At 38.8% G+C, this 24,928-nt stretch carries 8 protein-coding genes and 1 pseudogene; 8 read left to right on the top strand and 1 reads right to left on the bottom strand.

What is annotated here, in order from left to right; all coding sequences use genetic code 11:
- Positions 1–814: 814 nt before the first annotated feature.
- The 6 genes and pseudogenes from HUW48_RS04900 (at position 815) to HUW48_RS26950 (ending at position 15,845) form a co-directional block, all read left to right on the top strand.
- Positions 815–10,468, top strand: a complete 9,654-nt coding sequence (locus tag HUW48_RS04900) for a malectin domain-containing carbohydrate-binding protein (RefSeq protein WP_182414609.1) — start codon at positions 815–817, stop codon at positions 10,466–10,468.
- 497 nt (positions 10,469–10,965) lie between these two features.
- Complete coding sequence (locus tag HUW48_RS04905; RefSeq protein ID WP_182414610.1) at positions 10,966–11,334, top strand: hypothetical protein; 369 nt, start codon at positions 10,966–10,968, stop codon at positions 11,332–11,334.
- A 202-nt stretch (positions 11,335–11,536) separates the two neighbouring features.
- Positions 11,537–12,790: a TCR/Tet family MFS transporter gene (locus HUW48_RS04910; protein ID WP_182414611.1), complete on the top strand. Its 1,254-nt coding sequence runs from the start codon at positions 11,537–11,539 to the stop codon at positions 12,788–12,790.
- A gap of 648 nt (positions 12,791–13,438) precedes the next feature.
- The gene (locus HUW48_RS04915; RefSeq protein WP_182414612.1) at positions 13,439–13,861 is read left to right on the top strand and encodes a VOC family protein; all 423 of its coding nucleotides are present in this window, start codon (positions 13,439–13,441) and stop codon (positions 13,859–13,861) included.
- Positions 13,862–14,029: 168 nt separating this feature from the next.
- Positions 14,030–15,007, top strand: a complete 978-nt coding sequence (locus tag HUW48_RS04920) for a YpdA family putative bacillithiol disulfide reductase (protein ID WP_246343696.1) — start codon at positions 14,030–14,032, stop codon at positions 15,005–15,007.
- 164 nt (positions 15,008–15,171) lie between these two features.
- A pseudogene (locus tag HUW48_RS26950) lies at positions 15,172–15,845 on the top strand (DUF4184 family protein).
- 128 nt (positions 15,846–15,973) lie between these two features.
- Here the strand turns inward: HUW48_RS26950 and HUW48_RS04935 are convergent.
- Positions 15,974–21,094: a malectin domain-containing carbohydrate-binding protein gene (locus HUW48_RS04935; RefSeq protein ID WP_182414615.1), complete on the bottom strand. Its 5,121-nt coding sequence runs from the start codon at positions 21,092–21,094 to the stop codon at positions 15,974–15,976.
- A 648-nt stretch (positions 21,095–21,742) separates the two neighbouring features.
- Here HUW48_RS04935 and HUW48_RS04940 point away from each other — a divergent pair.
- Together HUW48_RS04940 and HUW48_RS04945 are read left to right on the top strand one after the other, a co-directional pair.
- Positions 21,743–22,513: a polysaccharide biosynthesis/export family protein gene (locus HUW48_RS04940; protein ID WP_182414616.1), complete on the top strand. Its 771-nt coding sequence runs from the start codon at positions 21,743–21,745 to the stop codon at positions 22,511–22,513.
- A gap of 72 nt (positions 22,514–22,585) precedes the next feature.
- Positions 22,586–24,907 carry a GumC family protein gene (locus tag HUW48_RS04945; RefSeq protein WP_182414617.1) on the top strand — a complete coding sequence of 774 codons (2,322 nt, stop codon included), beginning with the start codon at positions 22,586–22,588 and terminating at the stop codon, positions 24,905–24,907.
- Positions 24,908–24,928 lie beyond the last annotated feature (21 nt).

Below are 24,928 nucleotides of genomic sequence, written 5' to 3' on the forward strand. Positions count from 1 at the left end.
CGCCAAGGAGTAAAATACCTATTTTTCAATTTTGCATCCAGTAAAAGTGGGTTTTATTTTTGAAAGAGTACTTTCTGCTTCCTGCTGATTTATTTGATAATCTAAGAAGTATTAAGACTATATAGCTATTGGATTTACTAAATTAGGTACTTTTATTAATGTATATTGAAGATAACTCAAGCGGGAGAAAGTTTAGTTTAAAAATTAAGTATAACGTAGTTTACTCATTTAGTCGTACTTATACTGTGCTTTGTCCTTTTTTTATTAAATATTAAAATAATTATTACTTCGTCGCACCTTCCCTTAATAACAGAGTCACATTATATTCTATTAACATCCCGACTTAAAAATGTCTTTTTCACCGCAAATATTTTAATTATTCCTCATTTTGGTTGAATTATTTAATAGTAATATTAGTTTATTTTAATTATAATATATTTGTTTTCAATATATTAGCATCTATATATAAAAATAAATTAAAAATATATTCAAGATTTGCAATTTGTGCATCATTCTTGTTAAACCCTTATAAAATTATTCTGATTAAATATTATTAAACTAATTAGCTAGTACAAGCAACTTTTATCTTGAATACTAAAATCTTAAAAATTATTATACAAATTACATGGGAAAATGCTACTAATCAGTTGAACCATTCTTTTGAATATTCTCTCATATTCAAAAAATTAGTCAAAACCTTCTATCTGCCTTAACCAACTAATTAAATCTTATTGTCGCTAATTTATTAATTAGCTACAATTTAAAGCTCAAAAATTTACATAAACAATTACTTAACAAGATTTAAAAACTAAGTATGAAAAAGGGATACTCCTTTATTCAAAACTCAAATCGATATCTCTCTCGATTTTGGTTAGTAGTAATAGTAGCTGGATTGCTAATAAGTTGGCAATCTAACGCCTTCCATCTGGCTAGAAATTTTACAGTAGGATTGGCAACTAACATCATCAGCGAAATAAATGTAATCGCTGCTAACACCCCTCCGGTTATTATTTCTTCTCCGGAAGCACAAACGCTGAGCGGTGGTCAGGCCTTTTCCTTCAAAACCGGTTCTTTCTCCGATCCGGATGTAGGGGATGTGTTAACTTATTCGGCTACTTTGTCCGATGGAAAAGCTTTACCTGCCTGGCTAAAGTTTGATGCCGCTTCCCAGACTTTTAGTGGAACTGCGCCGGTAACGGCCAGCATGTCTTTGGTTCGGGTTACTGCAACAGATAACTCTCAGGCTTCTATTAGTGCTTCCTTCACCGTAAATGTTGAGCCAACTGCTCCGGTAGTTGCCTGTTCTCCGGTGAGTACTTTGCCATGTGCTGAGCTTGGAGTTTCCTTACCTTACATGTTAATTTTCGATAGCAGCGAAGGTGGTTTAGCTGATAAAAATGGAGCCAAAATAGGCTTTACCATGGTGGATGCTCCATCTGCCCGTTTAGCCAGCGATGGAACACCTACTTACTCTTCTGTTCCTGGTTATGAGCCCGGTAAATTAACTCTGGATCCTTCGGGCTCAGGTAAACTTACTATTACTACTACCCCGGGTATTGCTTACTTGCGTAATGGCAGTACTTCTACCACTACTACTGCTACCAACTCTCAATTAAATGCTTTAGGAGTAGGTGTAGAAGCTGCCAATCAGGATGTTGTAATTGAAACAACTATTTTACAACCAAATGCCGGTACAAACAAATCCGAGCAAGCAGGTTTATGGTTTGGTTTAGATGAAGATAATTTTGTTAAAGTTGATGTAGTTTCGGCTGCTAACCTTAGAAGCAATATCGAATTTCGTCGGGAAGTGAATGGCCTGTCGGGAACTACCGATCAGGCAACTACTGCTGCTACATTAGCCTTAAGTAAAAGTGTAGTAAAATTAAAACTTATTGTTAAACGCGGAGCAACCGCGGGTGCTGATGGTATTGTAGAAGGTATTTATTCCATTAACGGAGGTGCCGAAGTTTCTTTAGGTACTTTGCCATTACCGGCAAGCTTTGTAAACGGCAAGAAAGTTGGCGAAAAAACCCTGTCTTATGCTGGTATATTCGCTACTCACCGCCGGGCTACTACTGCTATTGATTATTCTTTCGACGATTTTAGTGTAAAACAATTAGAGGTTAAAAATGATAAAACATTAGCCTTTTTACCAAGCGCTCTTGATTTTACTGCCGTACAAGGCGGAAGCGTTGAAACTAAATCAACAGTTCTTTCTGCCAGCAAAGATCAACCGGTAGTAACGTTTAGCCAAACTTCGGCTAGCTGGTTAACTTTGCCTGCTGCTAAATTAGGAACTATCTCCTTTGGCGCGAGCAACTTCAGCTCAACCATGGCTCCAGGGCTTTACGAAGCTATTGTTACGGCTACTGCGGAAGGTTATGAACCTGCTACTCTCCGGATTAATTTAACTGTATCTCCTCCAGGTGTAGCCCAGGAGGTAAAAGTTAATTTTCAGGATCCGGCTACTGTACCTCCAACTGGTTGGGTAAGAGACTATGGTCAAGCATACGGTTTAAAAACCGGACAATATCAGGGGCAAAACCTGGAGTATGGCTGGAAAAAACGCAGCGATGGCACCAATTTAGATTTATCAGTGGGTGGCTCTACTCCTGGTAATGGCCGGAATCGTAATTCTACTCTCACTCCGGATATTGATGTGTTGCTGGCAACGATCATGCACATGCAGGCCAATCAAATTACTGGTTCTACGTTTTCCGGTACTGCCGTGGAAGGTTACTGGGAAATAAAAGTAGCAAATGGCCAGTACGATGTAACCGTTAGTGCCGGTGATGCTGTATCTAGTTCTACCCCAGAGAGTCATAGCCTGAAGGTAGAAGGAGTAAGTGCTATCAGTGGTTTTGTACCTAGTGGTGCAAACGGTAGTGCCACCCGGTTTAAGTCAAACAAAGTTCGGGTAACTGTAACAGATGGTTATTTAACAATTAACGCTGATGGAGGTACTAATACTAAAATCAACTCCGCTATTATTACTCCGGTTGATACCAAACCTTACCTTCTGTGGTCAACCAGTTCCCATAGTTTAGTAATTGAAAAAGGAACTACTGCTACCAATAAAACTTTCTCTTTAGATTTACATAATTCTGGTACTGAGGAAAACTTAGCGGTTGCTTTAAATGCTACCTATAGCGAAGGTGCCAGCAATTGGTTAAGCTTTGATGCTACTCATACCAACAGCGAGCCAAACGTTATTTTTGATTATACGGCCGCTAAAAATCTGGCGCAAGGTACTTATACTGCTACTGTAATGGCTTCTGCCGCAGGTTACAGCAGTGCCAGTACTTTGGTGCAGGTAACCGTTGTTCCTCAGGGTAGTAACCAGCCATATGTTATTTCCTCTACCCCGGCTAATGGTGCTACTAATGTAAGTGTAAATACTGCCAGCATTGCGGCTAACAATTTGTACGTGCCGGAAGTGTCAGGCTTTAAAGGTGGAGTAAATAATGCTACTTTAAATGCTACTACGGTTAAATTATTAAAAGTTACAGGTGGTTCTGCTTCTGAGATTCAGGGCGTTATTCAGGGTACCGGCGGTGGCGATGCCATTAGTTTCTCTCCGTCTTATGCCTTAGAACCGAATACCACTTATAAATTTGTTATTACCGATGGGGTAAAATCCTACAGTGGGGCTTCTTTCATGCCTTACCAGGCTACTTTTACTACTGGTGCTGTTTCGGCTCCTAATAATACAACAGCCATCGAGTTTGCCAAGCAAACTATTCCCGGTACCACTGGTAAAAAATATACCAGCTTAACCTTTGGCCCGGACGGTAAATTCTACGCTTTGCGCCTGGACGGTATAATTGAGCGTTACGATGTAAACCGGGAAACCGGTATGTTGTCGAACGTATATGAAATAAACTCTTTAGTAATGAAACATGGTGCTCGCTCGGCAGTTGGCTTAACTTTCGATCCGGCTTCTACGGCTTCTAATTTAATTGCCTGGGTATCGCATTGCAGCGCTGGTTTAACCAATGCTCCTGAGTTTGATGGCAATATCTCTAAACTTTCCGGACCGGATTTAGGAAACGAGGCGTTAGTAATTACTAAATTACCGCGTTCGCAGAAAGACCATTTAGTTAACAATATTGCCTTTGGCCCGGATGGTGCCTTGTATTTCTGCCAGGGTAGTAACAGTTCTATGGGTAATTACGACGGAACCTGGCAGCGGGACGAGAGCTTGCTAGCTGGTGCTGTATTACGCTTGGATATGCAGAAGCTTACTAGTGTAACGTTGCCTTTAGACGTAAGAACTACCGCTAATTTAAGCTTAATTAATGCTGCACCCGCTAACAATATCCGTATGTCGGATGGTACTTATAACCCATACGCGACTAATTCGCCTTTAACCATCTACGCTTCCGGGGTTCGTAATGCTTACGACTTAGTGTGGCATAGTAACGGTCAATTGTATGTGCCTACTAACGGTTCTGCAGCAGGTGGTAATTCACCCGCTTCTGTAAAAGGTACTCGTCGGCCAAACGGTACTTTCTACGATGGTCCGGTAATTCCGGCTACTAACGGGGTGCAAGTACAACCAGACTGGTTGTTCCGGGTGAACCCACTCAAACCAGTAGGTTTCTTTGGTCACCCCAATCCATTACGGGGAGAATATGCTGCTCACCGTGGTTATATAGATAATCCAAAATACCCTTCTTCTGTTATCCCGGATGTAAACTACCGGGGAGCTGCTTACAACTTTGAGTTGAACAAATCACCAAATGGAGCCATTGAATACAAGAGCAATGCTTTTAATAGTGCTTTGAAGGGAAGAATTCTGGTTTGCCGCTTCAGTGGTGGTAGTGATATTATAGTGCTCGAACCAGGTTCTATGGTCAAAGATCCAGCCGTGAATTCTGCTACTGCCGATGATAAACTCTATGATATTGTAAATGATAGAACTGGTTCCGGTACGAATGGTATCACTGGTTTAGGCGGATTTGTAAACCCACTGGATTTAACCGAAGACGTACAAACCGGTAACTTATATGTAATTGAGTATAACTGGAATAACTCTACCGGTAAAACTTCTCAAATTACTTTATTAAAAGCTACTGCTCCATCAGCTTTAGCTGGTATAACTACGGTAAGCCCAAGTGAGATAGTGGATAATGATGTTATAGGAGGAGCTGCCGGTAAAAACCATACGGTTACTGTTGCTAATACCGGTAATAGCACCTTAAATGTAACTGGCATTGCCCTTGATGGAATGGATAAAACGCAGTTTCAATTAGTAGGTGCTCCTGCACCCACTACTGCTGCCCCCTTAGTTATTGCTCCAAACAGCGCTATGACTTTTACGGTAGTATTTAACCCTACTTCTGTTGGGGTTAAAACCGCGAAAATTGTGGTAACTAGTGCTAATAACCCCGTGAAAGAAGTAGCCTTAAATGGTTTAGGAACCAGCGGATTGTCTGGTACGAACGAACCTTCTTTACAAACAGTACTGGATGTGCACGGAGTGAAAGTGAACGTTGGAGACGATAATAAATCTACCAACATTATTCACAGCACTAACTTTAAGGCAGCATTATTAGGCGAAGAAATTGCTGCTCAAAAGTTTATTAGGGCGGAAGATGGACCAATAACCATTCAACCACTTTCTGTATTTGGCCCACAACATAGTGCCGGTATTGTAACTGCATTTGGGTGGTATACTTCCGGTGATGCTAATGCTAAAAACGAATTGTTTACCGTTGACAACAGCAATTACCAGACAGTAGATGTGCAAACTTCCGGTAGCTTGTCGTTTGATCCAGGTGCTACTAACTTTGGTTTCTACTCGCGCTGGCCGTACTTCGAAAACCGTCATTTATACAGCGAAGATGCATTAAATAACTTTACTGGTGCGGTTCCGCATCACGTACGGGTGTACCCATTGAAAAACGCGGATGGAACGCTGGTGCAAAACGCTTACATTATTGCTACCGAAGAACACGTTTCCGGTTTTGATTACCAGGATATTGTAGTAGCCGTGTACAACATTAAGCCACTTAATGCGGTAGTAGCGAAAGAACTTAAATTCTCCAGTGAGTCTCTGGCCTTTGGTTATACTCCTGGTACCACCACGGCTGCTAAAACCGTAGCTCTATCGGCTACTACAGGTACTCCGGTAGTTACGCTTACTCAGTCAGAAGGAAGCAGCCAGTGGTTAAAAATGCCACAATCTACTTTAGGAGCTTTAGCGTTCAATATTCAGGATGCGAATTTGGCTGCCGGAACGTATACAGCAACTGTTACGGCTACTGCTGATGGTTATACGTCTGCTACTATTAAAGTTAATTTAGAAGTAGTACAAGTAGGTAATCCTGCGCCAAGTAACGCGAATATGGTAATAGAAAACCTGGATAAATTCCCGGCCAATGACCGTCTTACCTTCTCGCTGGTACAAACTCCATGGGCTCGTAAGAATGCGGATGGTACGTACACTCCTTATAATCAGAATCACGATAGTGTAACGGTTAAAATTAGTAACCGTGGTTATGGGGCCCTTACTATTAGAGATTTGAAATTTTCGAATACTGCGGCTTGGAAAATTGTAAATATAGAAAGTGTACCTTACAATGCTGCCACAAGTCTGCCCATTATTGTTAATCCGGGAAGTTCGATTAGTGCTACCATCCAATTTATTGCCCGCAACCAATCGGATCGCGTGAAGGTTCTGAACGATACCCTCAAGATTATTTCTAATGATGATCTTACTCCTCAAAAGAAAATTGTGCTGCACGGTTTATGGCAAATTAAAGGGGAAGGCGTAAACGAACCCTATTTACAGGAAATTATTGATGCTTTTGGCTTTAAAACTAAAGTAGGCTTTACCCACATTGATGGTAATAAGGGTACTAAAGTTATTGCAAATTCCGACGAAATATTCTCTGAGTTCTTTGTTCGGGCCGATGCCGCTAAGCCTGTTTACGCAATTCAAATGGCAGCGTACCACGGATGTTGCGCTTCTAAAGAATCGTTCCAATGGTTCTTGCAAGGTGCTACTACCAACACTAATATATTTACGCATCGTGCTCTTGACGGACAATCATTGCTACCTTACAAAAATTTAACTACAGTATTGGCAGAAGGAAACTTCTCTCCAACAGGTGCTTTTGGTTTCAGAGCCAGTGCGCAGTATACCGAACTTGCCCGTAATTCAGAAGGTAGAATTGGTTTCCGGGTGTACAAAGCCATTGATAATAATGGTAATGTTATTCCGAATACCTACATCATTGGACACGATTATATAGGTAATCCAGGCGTAACCAATTATGATTATCAGGATAATGTTTACTACGTGACCAACATCAAGCCAGTAAATGGTCCGGCAAATTATTCGGAATTAGCCGCTGCTCCATCCGCTCAGGACTTTGGTTCTGGCCAGGTGGGTACTACCATCACCCGCACACTCACTTTAAATAACCTTGGTCAAACTTATGCCAATGGAAGTGATCCGGCAGTTGTGATTAAAAGTGTAGCTATTGTAGGTGATAACCGTACTGAATTTAGCGTAACTGCACCAACAGCCACTACTATTGCCGCGCAGAATAAGGCAACAGTAAATGTAACCTTCCAACCTAGCAGCCAGGGTATTAAAAATGCAGCCTTGTTAGTTTATTACAATAACGCTCTGTCACCTTTGCGGGTACCTCTTTACGGAATTGCCGATAATAACTGTGCTGCAATTAAAATGGTAAAACGGATTAAGAGTGCGGCTGATGTTAGTGTAACCATTAACGGCACGGTTTGGGAAGCAGATAAGGCTTTCCGTCAAGGATCCATCAAATTAGATAAACCGGCTGCTACACCAATAGCCGGCACCGAAGACGATGTTTTATATCAGACATATTTATCGTCCAGCGCAGATTTAGCGGAAACCCGTTATCAGATTCCATTGGCTAATGGTAATTACATGGTTCGGATGCACTTTGTGGAGAACTTCTTCAATTCAGTGGGTGGCCGGGTATTCAGTGTTGGAATTGAAGGGGAAACCCGTTTGTCTAATTTGGATATTTACCGGGAAGTAGGTTATAAAGCAGCAATGGTGAAAGACTTTGCGGTAAGCTTAACCGATGGTAAACTGGATTTAAAATTTAATCCTACTGCAAACCGCCTAGCTATTGCGGGTCTGGAAATATTCTCAGTATCTGGTGGCCAAAGTACCTTAGTATTAAATCAGCAAGCAGTTACCGGAGCGCAGTGTAACCTGGCAAATGGCTCTATTACCTTGAGCGTTTCTAACACTACTGCTACTGCCTTCCAGTACAAACTAGGCGCTACTGGTACGTACCAGACTTCGCCGGTGTTCGAGAACTTGGCCGCGGGTGTTTATACTTTCTTTGTGAAAGAAAATACTGCGGGAGCCTGCGAAACTTCTAAAACCTTTACTATTCCGGTTCGGGAGAATAATATGGCCTTTACTGTAACGGCTCCTCTGGTTAGCTGCGATGCCACTACTAGTTCGGCTACAGTAAGTAATATTACAGGTGGCTCCGGAAACTACACCATCACCTGGAATACAATGCCGGTACAAACTGGTGCAACCGCTACTGGTTTAGCGCCTGGAGTATATACCATAACAGTGCAGGATGCCGCTGGTTGCAGCAAAACGCAGGAAGTAACTGTAAACCGTGATCAAAACTGCGTATTATCTACTGTCCGGATCAATGCGGGTGGCCCAGTGTTTAACGCTTCTAACAACCGAACCTTTATTGCCGATGCTTATTACGGTGGCGTAGATCGGGTAGGAGCGCCAATAACAACAGCTATTGCGAACACTACTGATGATGCCCTGTATCAGACGTATCGTTCATCAACGGCGTTCAACTACAGCATACCAGTACAAAACGGTAACTTTAATGTAGTACTGCACTTTGCTGAAGTGTACTTTAGCGCGGCCAATAAACGGCAATTTAACGTAGACATTGAAGGCAGCCGTAAACTGACTAATTACGATATCTTTGTTAAAGCAGGTGGATTGCGTATTGCTATTCAGGAAACCTTCCCGGTAACTGTTACGGATGGCGTGTTGAACATTGATTTCACGAGCGGTGCTGTTAACTTACCAGCCTTGGCCGCTATTGAAGTAATAGCTACAACAACCAGCGCAAACCAGGCTCCGGTACTGGCTAACATTGGTAATCAATCCGTAATTATTGGTCAGGCACTTACTTTCACGGCAAGTGCCACGGATGCCGATGCTAACCAAACAAAAGCTTATTCTTTAGTAAATGCGCCAAGCGATGCGGCTATAAATCCTTCAACTGGTGTCTTCAACTGGACTCCGACTACAACTGGTACTTATACCTTTACCGTAAAAGTAACTGATAATGGTTCGCCGGCCTTATCTGCTGAAGAACAAATTACGGTAACGGTAACGAACAACGTACAGGTAAATCAAGCTCCGGTATTAGCTTTTGTAGGTAACCAAACAATTAACGTGAACCAGGCCCTAACCTTTACTGCAAGCGCGACTGATGCCGATGTGAATCAGGTAAAAGCCTACTCTTTAGTAAATGCTCCGGCTGGCGCAGTTATTAATTCTTCAACAGGTGTCTTTACCTGGACTCCTACTGCAGCTGGTACCTTTACTTTCACGGTAACAGTAGCAGACAATGGCTCGCCTGTACTAACCGATGAAGAACAGATTACGGTAACCGTTAACAATGTTACAGCTTCCGCAATCCGGATCAATGCAGGTGGCCCAGCGTTCAATGCTTCTAACAACCGGACCTTTATTGCCGATGCCTATTACGGTGGCGTAGACCGGGTAGGAGCGCCAGTTACGGTAGCCATTGCGAACACTACCGATGATGCCTTGTATCAGACGTACCGTTCTTCAATGGCGTTTAACTACAGCATTCCCGTACAAAACGGCAACTTTAATGTAGTACTGCACTTTGCTGAGGTATACTTCGGAGCAACTGGTAAGCGTCAGTTTAACGTAGATGTTGAAGGCAGTCGTAAACTGACCAACTACGATATATTTGCTAAAGCCGCTGGCATGCGGAAAGCAATTCAGGAGACCTTCTTGGTAACTGTTACCGATGGCGTGTTAAACATTGATTTTACCAGTGGCGCTTTTAACTTACCAGCTCTGTCAGCTATTGAAGTACTGCCAGCAGGAACAATGGAGACACCTGCTGCACCTGTAGCTTCTTCACCAGAAATAAGTACTACTCTGAATAGCAGCCCGGCACCTGCGGTTAACTTGTATCCAAATCCAAGTACCGGTGAGAGCGTAGGGGTGGACTTAAGCAACTTCGAAGCAGGGGAGCAAGTAACGTTAACATTGCGTGACTTACAAGGACAGTTAATTCAAACGCAAACTGTTATAACAGATGAAAACGGTATTATATCCACTCGTTTAGCATTTGCTAATCCATTAACACAAGGACAATATATTTTGGTAGCAGTTTCTAAAACGAAACAAGTGAGCACCAAGTTAATTGTTCTATAATTTAATCTTCCACCAGGAGCTTGTTTTTAAAGTAATCTTCTGAAAAGTGAAACTAGTAAAAAGCATCCGGTAGGTTCACCCGCCGGATGCTTTTTCTTTTATAGTAACTTGGATGAATATGTTACTTGTCAGGATTTTACTAAAAGGGAAGAAGGGCAACGTATTGATAAACTCTGGTAATCAAAGGATTGGAACCAAGTAGCTAAAAAATCAGACACCAACTTAGCTATTAAGCGCCTGCTAGTACTCCGGTCCATAGCATTCCGCCAAAAGTAAACGGGAAAGAAACCTTGCACGAAGAAGCAAAAGAATGCCTGCCAGCTATAAAGCAAATAGTTTTTTAATCTGCTCTATCACCATCGTTAAATAGTTTAGGATTGATAATAAAATTAAAATTAGTAAAAGGCTGAAAATAATTAGGTTTTTTGCTAATTAAAATAGTAATTTTAGAACCTGAGATCTACTTTTTCGTATATTTTTAGTAAAACGACACAACTATGAAAGTAAAAGTAAATGAAAAACCTTTTCTGCCGGATGGCCGCCATGTAGTAACTATAACGGAAGTGGAAGAAGGTACCAGCGAAAATAAAAACGTTCCTTTTATTAATTGCCGCCTAGAAAACGAAGAAGGTTTTGTAAACCAACGATTTTATTTGAGCGAACCCGGGCAGCCTATTTTAGCCAGCTTCCTGAAAGCAGCCGGTATTGAAAAGGAAGAAGTAGATACAAAAGAGCTAAATGGGAAAACTCTTTCCGTTGAAATTGAAGAACGTACTTACCAGGATGCCGAAGGAAAGGAAAAAACAATTAAACAGGCCACAAATTTCCAGATCGCAGGCAAAGCTACTACTTCCAATAAATTTTAATAATTAAAGGTATTTGTAAAAAGGAGCTTTTAGGCTCCTTTTTTATTTCTTAATTTGTAGAATTTTAAATATCAGACTACTCGAATTTCGGATATTAGAAAAACAGGTGTTTTCTATCTTTCACTGATAGCATTTAAAATTTTACAAAAATACATTTCATTTCCTGAAGCAAGCATCTAATTTAGATTTTAAAAGTGAAACTATGGCCGGTAAACGTAAGGCAGCTCTCGGGTTTATTTTTGTAACCTTACTTATAGATGTTATTGGATTTGGAATTATTATTCCTGTAATACCAAAATTAATCAGTGAGTTAATTCAAGGGAATTTAAGTGATGCCTCTCGGTACGGCGGTTGGCTCATGTTTGCTTTTTCGGTAATGCAGTTTTTGTTCTCACCGGTATTAGGAAACCTAAGTGACCGGTATGGTCGCCGACCAGTTTTACTTATTTCCTTATTTGGGTTTGCTCTGGATTATTTATTTGTAGCTTACGCACCTACCCTGGCCTGGCTTTTTGTAGGGCGTTTAATTGCAGGTATTACCGGTGCCAGCATGACTACGGCAGCTGCCTACATTGCCGATATTAGTACCCCCGAAAAAAGAGCGCAGAACTTTGGGATGGTAGGAGCAGCATTTGGTTTAGGTTTTATCATTGGTCCGGTAATTGGCGGCGTTTTAGGACAATTTGGACCCCAAGTGCCGTTCTTTGCGGCGGCAGTACTTACTTTGGTAAATTGGCTCTACGGGTACTTTATTTTACCAGAATCATTAGCTCCCGAAAACCGTCGGGCATTTAGTTGGAAAAGAGCTAATCCGGTTGGTTCGCTGATGCAATTAAAACGTTACCCGGTTATTCTGGGCTTAGTAAGCTGTTTAATTTTTATTTATATCGGGGCACACGCTACTCAAAGCACCTGGTCTTATTATACCATGCAAAAATTTAACTGGAATGAGGCCTGGGTAGGTTATTCCCTAGGAGCTATCGGGGCTATGGTGGCCATTGTGCAAGGTGGGTTAATCCGGTTTATCAATCCAAAATTAGGTGCCAAACGTTCGGTTTACTTTGGTTTGGCACTTTATACCATTGGCTTTATTTTATTTGCTTTTGCTACCAAAGGTTGGATGATGTTTGCTTTTCTGGTGCCTTATTGCTTAGGTGGGATTGCAGGCCCGGCCGTGCAAGGAATCATCTCGGGTCAGGTTCCGGCAAATGAGCAAGGAGAGTTGCAAGGGGCTTTAACCAGCCTCATTAGTTTAACTTCCATTATCGGGCCACCTCTCATGACGAACCTGTTTGCTTATTTTACTTCCGGAAAAGCCCCGGTTTACTTCCCCGGTGCTCCTTTTCTAATGGGAGCCGTTTTAACCTTGATCAGTTTGTTATTAGCCTTGCGTTCCCTTTCCCGTTACCATGCTCAGCCTGCAAGAGTTCCGGAAACAGTTCTTTCAGAAGGGTAGGGGCAAAAGCACACTGGTTATCTAATTGAAACCATTCTGTTAAAATCTATACTGGCGCGAGCGTCCTCGCTTGTGCCTTCTATGAGGTAGGCCTCTGGCCGGGCTTATTGATAAACTTCCATTTAATTTATATCCTAATTTATCACTAATTAGGCCAATTGAAAAGTATCAAAGGAATCAAGCGGTTAAGGTTCAAGGCAGGTACAGGGTTACAGGAAATAGAAATAAGGTACAGTATTGTCCGCTTCGGGAAATTTGAAATTTAAATATAATTTCAGAAAGTAGTTAAGTTAGATAAATTTTGAATTTAATTGACATTGATTGCTGAAACAAGTTTGATTATGGAGCACTCGCTAACGTTCCGGTGCGTAGTATTCCGATTACGGAGGCAAGGAAGAGAGAAAATAGGAATAGTTGCATTTCCTCCCCTGTTTTTAGGTGAGGTGTCCAGAGTATAGAGGGGTAAACAAGGCCTATCGCCACAAGGCAAACTGAAACCATTAAAGCGTATCAACACCATTATCTGGAGAGTGGAACAGGCTCCACTGACCTCCATCTGATGATACAACTCTGAAATAGTAAATTCCTTAAAATCATTGCCCTTAAATATTGACGAAACATTACCTAACACTTAAAATAAACTATAAAATGGAACCGCGCCTTACTTTAATTACCTTGGGAGTATCTGATTTAGCTGCTTCTACTCACTTTTACGAACAAAATTTTAATTGGCAACGGCTACCAGCTAGCAATGAAGGTGTAGTATTTTTTCAATTGAACGGAATGCAATTAGCATTATTTCCAAGCCAAGAGTTAGCTCTCGATGCAGGTGCAGCCGCTGAAAGTAGTGGCTTTAAAAGTTTCAGCCTGGCGCATAACCTCCGGAGCGAACAAGAAGTGGACGATTTAATCCGAATCTTAGAAAAGAAAGGTGTTACCATTGTAAAACAGCCGCAAAAAGTTTTTTGGGGTGGATACAGCAGTTATATAGCCGACCCTGATGGCTTTTTATGGGAAATCGCCTATAATCCATTCCTACCTTTAGACGAAAAAGGAAACCTTTTGTCGTAATTTCTTAAATGTAAGTTTACCAATTCACTTCCAATCCGAAGGTTCAGGAGGCCGAAAGGTCTTTATTTAATTCAAACTATAAATTGATAAGTTTTATAGATATTGCTGAATCTAAAAAGATAGAAAACTTATTAGCCTCTTTAGGAGTTAAATCCGAAAAATAACAACGTGAATTCAGATTTGTTAGATATTCTTATTATTGGCGCCGGACCAATAGGTTTGGCCTGTGGTTTAGAGGCGAAGAAAGCCGGTTATTCTTACCTGATCGTTGAGAAAGGCTGTTTAGTAAATTCTTTGTACAAATACCCGCTTAACATGACTTTTTTCTCTACTTCCGATCGCTTGGAGATTGGTGGAATTCCATTTGCGTCTATTCAGGCTAAACCAAACCGACCCGAAGCTCTAGAATATTACCGTCGGGTGGCGGATTCGCAAGGATTAAATATTAATTTATTCGAAGAAGTCACCGCCTTAGAGCCCGTACAAGATTACTACCAGGTACAAACGTCTAAAGCAGTATACCAAGCTCGCCATGTTATTATTGCCATTGGCTTTTACGATGCGCCTAATTTGTTAGATATTCCCGGCGAAGACCTCCCAAAAGTACGGCATTATTATTTCGACCCACATTTTTATTACAAACAGAAAATAGTAGTAATTGGCGCAAATAATTCTGCTGCCGACGTTGCCCTAGAAACCTTCCGGAAAGGAGCGGACGTAACCATGATTATCCGGGAAGCAGAACTGGGCCGCATTAAGTACTGGACCAAACCCGACCTGGAAAATCGAATTGCTGAAGGTTCCATTAAAGCTTATTTTCAGTCGCACCTTACAGCAATCCGGGAAAACGAAGTAGACATACAAACCCCCACTGGTCAGATTACCATCCCCAACAATTACGTATTAGCCATGACGGGCTACCAGCCTCAGTTCGGTTTATTGCAGAAATTCGGCATCAACCTATCACCGGATTTTAAACGCCATCCCCAATATCACCCCGAAACCATGGAAACCAACCTTGAAAACGTGTTTCTCGCCGGGGTTATCTGCGGAGGCATGGATACCCACATCTGGTTTATTGAAAATTCACGGGAACACGCCGTTAAAATCATCCGCCACATTCAAGAGCAAACGCGGGTAGTGTAGAGTTATAATTAAACAAATATAACTTGTAAATACGTGTAATAATAGGTTTTAAAGCTTTTCTTCTTGTTTACCATTGCTTTCAGATTTTAACTTAGCATGCCGTTTACTTTTTCCCATCTAGCTATAATTTTGCCGTTTTACTTCCTGCCAAAAAAACTAGGTCCATGACCGGTTTAGTTATAGGAAGCATATCACCAGATTTTGAAAAGTTCTTCCGGATGAGTCATCAGGATGGTTTTAGTCATGCCTGGCCCGCTATTTTTTATTTTAACTTGCCATTAGCGATTTTATTGAGTTTTGCCTTTCACCAAGTAGTTCGAGACTCTTTAATCAATAATCTTCCTTTATTTTTAATAAAAAGGTTGTTGCCCTTTAAAAATTTAAATTGGTTAAACCATTTCAAGAAACACTATATTATTATCATATTTTCTATTCTAGTGGGTGTAACATCGCATCTTACTTGGGATACCTTTACACACCCAAGTGATTGGTTTCCTTTATTATTACCTTATCTAAATCAAAAATAAAATTTTTTACCTATTCTATGCCCTTATTTATTTTGATTGATCGGGTAAGTACTATAATAGGTGGCTTTATAGTAGCAGTTGTTATTTTAAAATTGCAATCAAGTTACTTACCACATCAGCATAATATTAATAATAATAATAATAAATATTGGCTTTGTGCAGGCATGTTGATTTTCCTGATTATGACTTTAAGATTGCTATTAGGTGTTGACTCAAAATACTTTATATTGGATGTGCTTATTACGCTTATTTCGGCTTCTTTGTGGAGTTTATTCATTACTCCGTATGTAATAATGGCGTATAAAAATTGAATTAGAAAGGACTTGTTTTGGTAAACTTTTTTAACTTAAGCTAAAGCAATATTCAAAAAGGATGTTAGCTGAGATGGCCTTAATTTTATTTCTGATTACCAACAGAACCACCATATAGCAGTAGTGATTTATTGCTTTAATAATTTAAGGTACCTGATTTGATTGTTCATTTGGCTTATAAGGGTGTACATGCCTTGTGGTAAACTGGTGTTCATTAATATTTTTTCCTTATTGTTCCCCTTTTTTATCTTAAACGTTTGTTCTCCTACTTTACTTCCAATTGCATTCAGTATAATTAGGTGCATATCTCCCGTTTCCTTTGTATTAATTACTAAATTTACCTCCTTTGTAAATGGGTTCGGAAAAGCGGTAAGACTTTCTTCAGAAGCAAGTATGTTAATGGCAATAGGGCCAAAATAAGAAAAGTAACCATTAGAGTTCTCTTGTTTCAGACGGTAATACCGGGTGCCAGATTTGTTTTTCTCCTGATCATGAAAGGTATACTCTTGTTTGGTATAAGAATTTAAGCTTTTAGAAGGAACGAAGCCTAACAGACGGTAATTGATTGCATCTGCTGCAACCTGCACCTCAAAACCAGCATTATTTTGCTCTATGGCAGTTGCCCATTCAACTATTACATTATTGGTAGTTTCTCTTGCTCTTAGGTAAAGTAATTCAACGGGAAGTGGTATGGTGAATGTAGAAACTACTGTCGATTCCTGATCAACACAACTGCCTGGTGGTGCTATTTTTTTAACAGTTATTTCAAATAAATCGGCAGGTATTTTAGGTATAACTAAGGTCTCACTTGTTTCAGGTAAAACTTCTGTTTGGCCATTCTTATAGGTAATAGTCCATTCGTATAACCAGTTTAGAGTATTGTTATCGGGCGATACCCGGTAAGTGGCGGGTTTTCCTACTTCCGGTTTTTCCGGACCTTCAATTTTGTCTAGTCGGTTTGGAATAGAAGCTGACACCTGCATGGTGATTGGATTACCAGCAGTGATAGGGTCACAACTATTTTCATTTGAGTTGAATAGAACCGATACAACATCATTATCTCTTACTAGGGCAGTTGTAAAAACGGGCTGAGTGGCTCCCGGAATTTCTTCATCATTTATAGTCCATTGAAACGTTGGGTTTATATAAGTAGGAACATTGGGAGTGGCAGTAAAGGTAACCGGTGTATCGGGGCATACAGTGCCGAATGCATCTGATGTGATATCTACTGAGTAGGCGTCTGGTTGTCCGGAATAGAATCTATTGGAGAACAAGGTATTCGTTCCCGAATTTGAAACAATTAGGTCTGGTCGGCTATTGAAGATGGCGCACGATAAATCAGAAGAAATGGGTCGGGCCCTTACCGTGTAATAATCACCCGGTTGGAGAGCTTCCAAAGTTAGGGTGCCACTTGTATTTCCAGCTACCAGACGTTGTTCATCGTTTTTCCACCAGTCAAATAAAAATTGTTGAGTTGCATCTTCGCCACCTGACCAAGTCGTCTGTTGCAAATGAGGATCAGTTGGATAGTTTATCCCATTAACATTTTTAATAACTTGAGCAATATATCTGGTTTCCCCGCAAACCGGAAAATCAGAAGGCGCAACGGTCAGAAAGACAGTGTAGGTAATCACAGGCAATACCGTAATAGTTAAGGCATTGCTGGTATCTGTACAAACACCAGATGTAACCAACCGTCGGTAGGTAGTAGTTTGAGTAAGATTGCCGGGGTTATACTTAGCCGTATTCAGGTTTGGAACGGGGATAAAAGTATTCCCATCAACACTACTTTCCCAGGAGTAAGTATAAGTACCGTTTCCACCAGTTATTGGTTCACTATTTATAGTTTCCGGAGAATTGTTCACGCAGATAGTAGTTTCTGACTCTGTTAACCTATTGCCCAGAATGGCCGGATTTACGGTAACTGTTACTTCATTACTGATATTACGGCATGCTCCGGAAATTACTGTCCGGCGAAAAGTGGTAGTTCGGGTAAGAGCACCTAGGGAATAATCTATTGTATTACTATTTGAAATAGCTGTAAAAGTTGTACCGTCTAAGCTTCTTTCCCAAATATACCGGTAGGTGCCATCTCCCCCGGTAACTTGCTCACCGGCTATAGTTCCCGGATCTGAGTTGCTGCATATTAAATCAAATGGTATGGTAATATTATTTTTTAAGATTTCGGGGTTGACTTGAATTGTTACAGTATCACTTATATTGATGCATTGTCCTAGTGCCATAACTCTCCGGAAGGAGGTGGTTTGAAAAAGGATATCAGGCGTAAAGCTGGCTGATGTGGCACCACTAATAATTTGAAATGGAGCATTGTTACTGCTGCTTTCCCAGGTATAACTATATTCTTCCTCCCCTGTTATTGTGTTACTGGAAATTATCCCGGGTGCGTTTCCCGCGCAAATAGTAGTAGATCCGGGTGCCGAAATACTATTTTCTGCATTCAATTGATTTACAGTAAAGTTTAGCTCATTACTAATAACCAAACACGAGTCGGAAAATACTACACGCCGGAAAGAAATAGAACCCATGAAGGTGCCGGTAGCAAAACTATAATCCGGATTTATGGCCTCAGGAATAGCCGTAAAGGGTTCATTATTAATTCTACTTTCCCACTGGTAGGTATATTCTCCAGTGCCTCCACCTGGTTGGGAACCTATTATGGAAACAGTACTGCCTGAACAGATAATTTTCTTAGCATTTGTTGTAACTACATTATTTATTATTTCTGGTAAGTACGTTACCGTTATGGCAGCAGAAGTCACGGGCTCACAGCCAAGAGGCGTTAAAATTACTTTATAATCTCCGGGAGAATTTACGGAAAGTGTGGCCTTGGTCTTATTCACTAATCGGTTACCATCCAGATACCATTGATACTGATAACCATTCCCTGTTAAGGCGTGTAGAGTAGTATCGCTTCCAGCGCAAATTTTAACCGGCCCTTGGTCGATAATCACATTGTCCGGAGTTAAAATTTTTACTATTACTGAATCTGAAATGACAGGGCAATTAGCATCTATAACCTGTATTGTATAACTTCCCGATTCCTCTGCATTGTAGGAATTACTAACTGCCCCCGAAATAAGATTGCCATTGAGAAACCATTGGTATTTAGCGTTAAAAACAGGGTTAGCCGTTAAGGTAACTTGTTGTCCAAAACATACTTGTGTGCCTTCGGCAGGCGCACTAATCTGGGCCACGGGTACATCCAGTACAGTAATATTCTGAGTGGCGCTATTCTGACAACCATTTTGGGAATATGAAAAAGTAATAATATGTTCGCCGACTCCAGCTAAAGCCGGATTAAAGGTAGTAGGAGTTCCTCCAATAGATTTGGAAACAGAAAAAGGATCTCCACCGTTAAAATAATTATCCGAAGCAAATTCACCTATAGAATTAATAACCTGGCCACCCCCCGCGTTGATTCGATAAATTTCAGAAGGTAAAGTAGTGGAAATAACTTCAATAGCGGAAACGGTAGGATCGCTTTTGCCTCCCTCACTAGTTAGGCCAATAAAATCTATATTTAGAAGGCCATCATTAACATTTACTGTAAAGGTTTCGGTGGTTGCCGTGTTAGCTCCCACCTTATTAACAATATCATAATTATCTAAAACTTTATTGCCTTCTATACTTACGTCAAAAGATCGTTGCCCTGATTCGTTCCAGTTAATATCGGCAAAGTGGAGGATAATAGTATACTTGGTGGTGCTTACAGGTATATTATAACTGAAATTTGTATTTGGATTACCATACCGTACTGTCTGGTAAACGTCATCATCCATTATTATCCCAGCACCACTAAAAGTGCCTGAACCAGGTTTTCCTTCGGATAAGATTATAGGTTTTGCATTTACACAAACAGGTTGCAGAGAAATTGGAAAAGTTACAATAGGAGCAGATTTGACCTTAATAGTTTGGCTAACACTAGCTGTACACCCATTCAAGGTAAAAGAATAAGTAATAGTATGGCTGCCGATGCTAGCAATAGCTGGATCAAAATTGGTGGCAATCTTTCCGTCTATAGTATATATGCCTCCTGATGGGGAACCGCTGATTAGAGCAAAGGCAGGCGCATTATTGCAAATATCGTTAAAAGCTGGTAAATCAACAATAGGTGCAGGCAAAACATTAATAATTTGGGAAGCGCTAGTTGTACAACCATTTTGTGTAACTGTATATAGAATTGAATGAGAACCAATACCAGCAATGGCCGGATCAAAAGTATTACCTGATACCCCTGGTCCACTAAAAGTTCCATTTGCAGGTGAGCCGCCATTAAGCTGGATAATTGCCGCATTTTGGCAAATAGAACCTAAATTTGAAGAAAAAGCTACTGAAGGACCAGGAAGAACCTTAATAATTTGGGAAGTACTGGCAGAACAACCATTTTGATTATAATAATAAATAATAGTATGTTCTCCAACGCCGAAAGCAGAAGGATCAAAAGAAGTAGCTACTATACCGTCTACTGTATAGGTTCCTCCAGCTGGTACTCCTTGAATAAGCTTGATAGCTGGCGCATTCACACATAAATCGTTAAAGGTTGGTAATGTAATTTTTGGTATTGCATTTACAAGTACTTCCAAGTTGGATGTTGTTCCGCTTGTGCCGCAAGAAGTAAGCGTCTTTACGCCTATTTTCACGGTACCAATTGAATTAGCAAAATGGATTCGGACAGTGTTCCTATTACTACCTGAGATTATAGAGGCATTACCTGAAATAACCGACCATTCGTAACTGGCTGCACCGTTTAATTTAGGAACTGTGTAGTTATTTTGTGAATTACCACAGACAACAGTAGAACCACTTATTGGACTCGTTTTGGGGTAAACTGGTAATTGTACCGCGTTAGAAAATACCTTATTATTATCTGAGTTTAGTTGTTGAATATCAATTGTTAAGGTTCCAGGTAGCGATAAAACCGTATTGTTAGCTGGAATAATTATTTTTAGTTGGGTGGAAGAATTTGGTATTTCAGGCGTAAATAAAACTTCTCCTTTGAAAGCAGATCCTCTTATTCGTACTTTTACCTCCTCATTTTCTGTTAAACCAAAGTTGCTGCCATTTATAATTAAATTTAACTCTTGTTTTTCAGTTGCGCAATTGGGTAGTAATCCATTAGTCGAATATATAACAGGAATATTTTGAGCATAAATGATGGAGTTAAAATGTACCAATAATGCAGTTACAAAGAAGTACCTAAATACTTGAAAAAAAGTATTTTTGCCCATAATATTTAAATATTATATTTAGCAAAATAAATGTAGTACCTGAATAGTTGTAGTACCTGATTTTGTTTTTTTAATTTTTTTTGTTCAATTTAAATCAATTGTATTTTTTAATAAAAAGAACTTATTTAAAAATGCTAGTATTAATTATGCAAATTATTAACTCGGAAGAAGTGAGTTTTAATTAAAAATTATACTTTAAATTTTTTAAGATTAAATGTAATTAGAATAGTGAAATATTTTAAATTAGATATTAATTTAAAATATTTTTACTTTAGTTAATAATCACTATTGGATTTACTTTTAACGATATTGTTGTAAAAAATCTTTTCTATTCTAATTTTCTGTTAACGCCGCATCCTCTATTTAATTATACTTATTTCTTTATGTTTCTATAAGAAATTAATATAATTTTTGGGAAATTTTAAACTATAATAAGATATAGACTGTTAATGCCATAATTTTATTCAATTTTAAATTGATTTTAACTAAGGTTATAAATTTATAATATTTATTGTAAAATTTAAATTAAATAAATAATAATTGTTTTTTAATAAATAATATTAAAATGTTTTTATAATATTAAGAGCAATCCATATCTTAGTTGAGAAATTTATATTTAGCAATAATTTTACGAAAAATTTGTATAAAATGAGGTTTGGCTTTGTTTATGTTTTAATTGTAACTGTTTTTATATCGTGTAAACCTAGTCTAAATTTAATTTATTTTCGTGATTTAAAAGACTTAGAATACACTACTAAGATCGGGAACAGAACAAAACCTCATATTCAATCAGATGATCTACTTGGTATTACAGTAAGTACATTAAGTCCAGAGTCAAATGCCTTGTTTAATAATGGTGTAATACAAAGTACAGTTAAAACTGCATTGGTAAGTAAGGATAATAATGAAGGGTATTTAGTAGATGAGAATGGATTTATTAACTTTCCTGTGTTAGGACTAATTCAGGTGGGCGGCTTAACAAAAGAAGAAGCTACTCAAAAACTTACCTCCGCTATTGAAAAGTTTGTTCGGAAGCCAATTGTAAATATAAGGTTTATTGATTTTAAAATTTCTGTTATTGGAGAGGTTAATCGACCATCTAATTATACTGTACCTACCGAAAAAATAAATATATTTCAAGCTATAGCTCTCGCTGGCGATTTAACTCCTTATGGCAAAAGAAACAACATAGCCATCATAAGAGAAAATGAAGGTGTTAGGAAAGTGGTTAGGATAAATCTAAACAATAAAGAGGTATTGAATTCCCCATATTTTTATTTGCAGCAGAATGATGTTGTGTATGTAGAACCTAATAAGTCCAAAGCGGCTCAAGCAAGTTTATCCAGAAGTAATGTTCAATTTGGAGTATCAGTAGCACTTTCAATTTTATCCATTTTAACAGTACTAGTAAGAATTTAACGGTGCTAGTAATAAGTATTTAATTAATCTATTGTCAAGGTAAGCATAGCGGATAGAGTATTCAGAACTATTATGAACTCAGAAAAGATTGAATCAAATTATATAAAAAAAGTTCTTTTTAGCTACCTAAATTTCTGGTACTTATTTGTTCTGGGAGGTGTTTTTGGATTAATAGGGGCATATATTTCATTGCGTTATACTACTCCACAATATAGTATTACTACTACTTTATTAATTAAAGATGATAAGAATGGGCAAGGCTTATCAGAAAGTTCCGCCTTCAGTGATTTAGCTCTTATGAAATCTTCTAAAAATATTGATAATGAAATTGTAGTATTGCAATCAAACAGTTTGATGCAACGGGTTTTATATGAATTGGATTTCCAAACAAGTTATTTCAAAAAAGGACGGTTTTTGGAGCAGGAGATTTACGGTAGTGAACTGCCAATTAAAATAATTATTAATAAATTAAATGACTCTGCATTTAACAAATCAATTAATATTTACATTAAGAATAATAACAGCTTTGAAATAGAAGATTTTCAAAACCGAACAGTTCATAAGTTTGGACAGAGGATTCAGATGCCATACGGAACTTTTACAGTTGTCGCTACTTCTACAAATTCTGCACCATTAGTTAGTGAACCAATAATAGCAAGGTTTCAAGATATTCGGATTTTGGCAAATATATATGCGGCGAAATTAAATGTAAGCAAGTATAATACGAAGGCTAGTGCTCTGGTTTTGAGTATCACCGATGCCGTACCTCAGAAAGGGATTGATGTGATAAATAAACTACTCCAAGTTTATAATAAAGAAGAAGTTGATGACAAAAACATAATTGCGTCCAGAACAATCAGTTTTATTGACGAACGTCTAAAATATTTAACCGCAGAGTTGTCTAATGTAGAAAAGGATGTGGAAAAATATAAACGACAAAATGATTTAACTAATGTAAGCTCGCAAGCGGAGCAGTACCTTGTAGAAGCTAGTGATTATAATAAGCAGGTGGCAGAATTAGCTATTGAGCAAGATGTACTAGAATCTATAGAAAATTACCTGAATCAACAAAATGAGAAGTACCAATTAGTACCTAGCTCCTTAACTATTCAGGATCCTACTTTGGTTGGATTGATTACACGGTTTAATGAGTTGCAAATAGAACGCGAGCAGTTAATACGTATTAATCGTTCGGACAATCCCCTTATTCAGAATATAAATAATCAGTTAGCCAATTTGCGTGTAAATATTCTGGAAAATTTAAAGAACATTAAAAAATCCAAAGCTATAACACACCGCAATCTTCAATTAAAGTCCGGACAGTTTAGTGCCAAAATCCAGCAAGTTCCTGTAGTTGAACGCCAATTAATAGAAATAACGCGGCAACAGGAGATAAAACAAGCCATTTATTTGTACCTGTTACAAAAAAGAGAAGAATCTGCTTTATCGTTGGCAGCTACTGTTTCAAATGGCCGAATTGTAGATCCGCCAAAATTCTCAGGTCCAGTTTCTCCTAATGCAACTACTACTTACTTATATTATTTATTGTTAGGTCTAATTTTACCCTTTTTAGGAGTTTATATAAAAAATGTTTTAAATAATAAAGTACAAAAATTACAGGAAGTTCAAGTATTAACTTCTGTGCCTATTCTTGGTGAAATTGCCCATAACAAAGGTGGTAATTCAATTGTGGTAAAAGAAAAAAGCAGAACTCCGATTGCAGAAATGTTCAGGCTTATTCTTGCCAATTTGCAATTCTCTAATTTTGGTAAAGAAAGTAAAGTACTGCTGGTAACTTCTAGTATGAGCGGGGAAGGTAAAACTTTTTTTAGTATTAATTTAGGAATTAGTTTAGCTAGTACAGCTAAAAAGATTATAATTTTAAGTTTTGATTTACGTAAACCAAGTTTGTTCCCAAACTTAGGGCTTTCAGAAGGTAAAGGACTAAGTAACTATTTAATCTCTGATACTCTCCTTATTGATGATATAATACAACCTACAGTAATAATGCCGAACTTATTTGTAATAGGTTCCGGAACAATCCCACCAAACCCGTATGAACTCATGTTAAGCTCGCGCATGGGACATTTGTTTCAGGTATTGAAAGCTAATTTCGATTACATTATTGTAGACACTCCTCCTGTTGGCCAGGTAGCAGATGCTTATAATCTTGCTCCTTTTATAGATTCTACTATTTATCTAATTCGCTATAATTATACTTTTAAAGAACAAATAAATATTATTAACGATATTTATTTAAATAAAAAGCTTAACCAACCTATGCTGGTGTTAAATGATGCTAAAGTTGGTGATACTTATGGTTATGGGTATGCCTATACTGAACAAAAACGGCAACATTCCTTTTTAAATAGAATTAGAAATATTTATTCATAGTCTTCATTATTCCTTATTATA

The sequence above is a fragment of the Adhaeribacter radiodurans genome (assembly GCF_014075995.1).
Classification (GTDB): domain Bacteria; phylum Bacteroidota; class Bacteroidia; order Cytophagales; family Hymenobacteraceae; genus Adhaeribacter; species Adhaeribacter radiodurans.

What these genes read in the sequence shown, in the direction of transcription:
- HUW48_RS04900 (WP_182414609.1), top strand. Translation starts at nt 815, where the DNA reads ATGAAAAAGGGATACTCCTTTATTCAAAACTCAAATCGATATCTCTCT.
- HUW48_RS04905 (WP_182414610.1), top strand. Translation starts at nt 10,966, where the DNA reads ATGAAAGTAAAAGTAAATGAAAAACCTTTTCTGCCGGATGGCCGCCAT.
- HUW48_RS04910 (WP_182414611.1), top strand. Translation starts at nt 11,537, where the DNA reads ATGGCCGGTAAACGTAAGGCAGCTCTCGGGTTTATTTTTGTAACCTTA.
- HUW48_RS04915 (WP_182414612.1), top strand. Translation starts at nt 13,439, where the DNA reads ATGGAACCGCGCCTTACTTTAATTACCTTGGGAGTATCTGATTTAGCT.
- HUW48_RS04935 (WP_182414615.1), bottom strand. Translation starts at nt 21,094, where the DNA reads ATGGGCAAAAATACTTTTTTTCAAGTATTTAGGTACTTCTTTGTAACT.
- HUW48_RS04940 (WP_182414616.1), top strand. Translation starts at nt 21,743, where the DNA reads ATGAGGTTTGGCTTTGTTTATGTTTTAATTGTAACTGTTTTTATATCG.
- HUW48_RS04945 (WP_182414617.1), top strand. Translation starts at nt 22,586, where the DNA reads ATGAACTCAGAAAAGATTGAATCAAATTATATAAAAAAAGTTCTTTTT.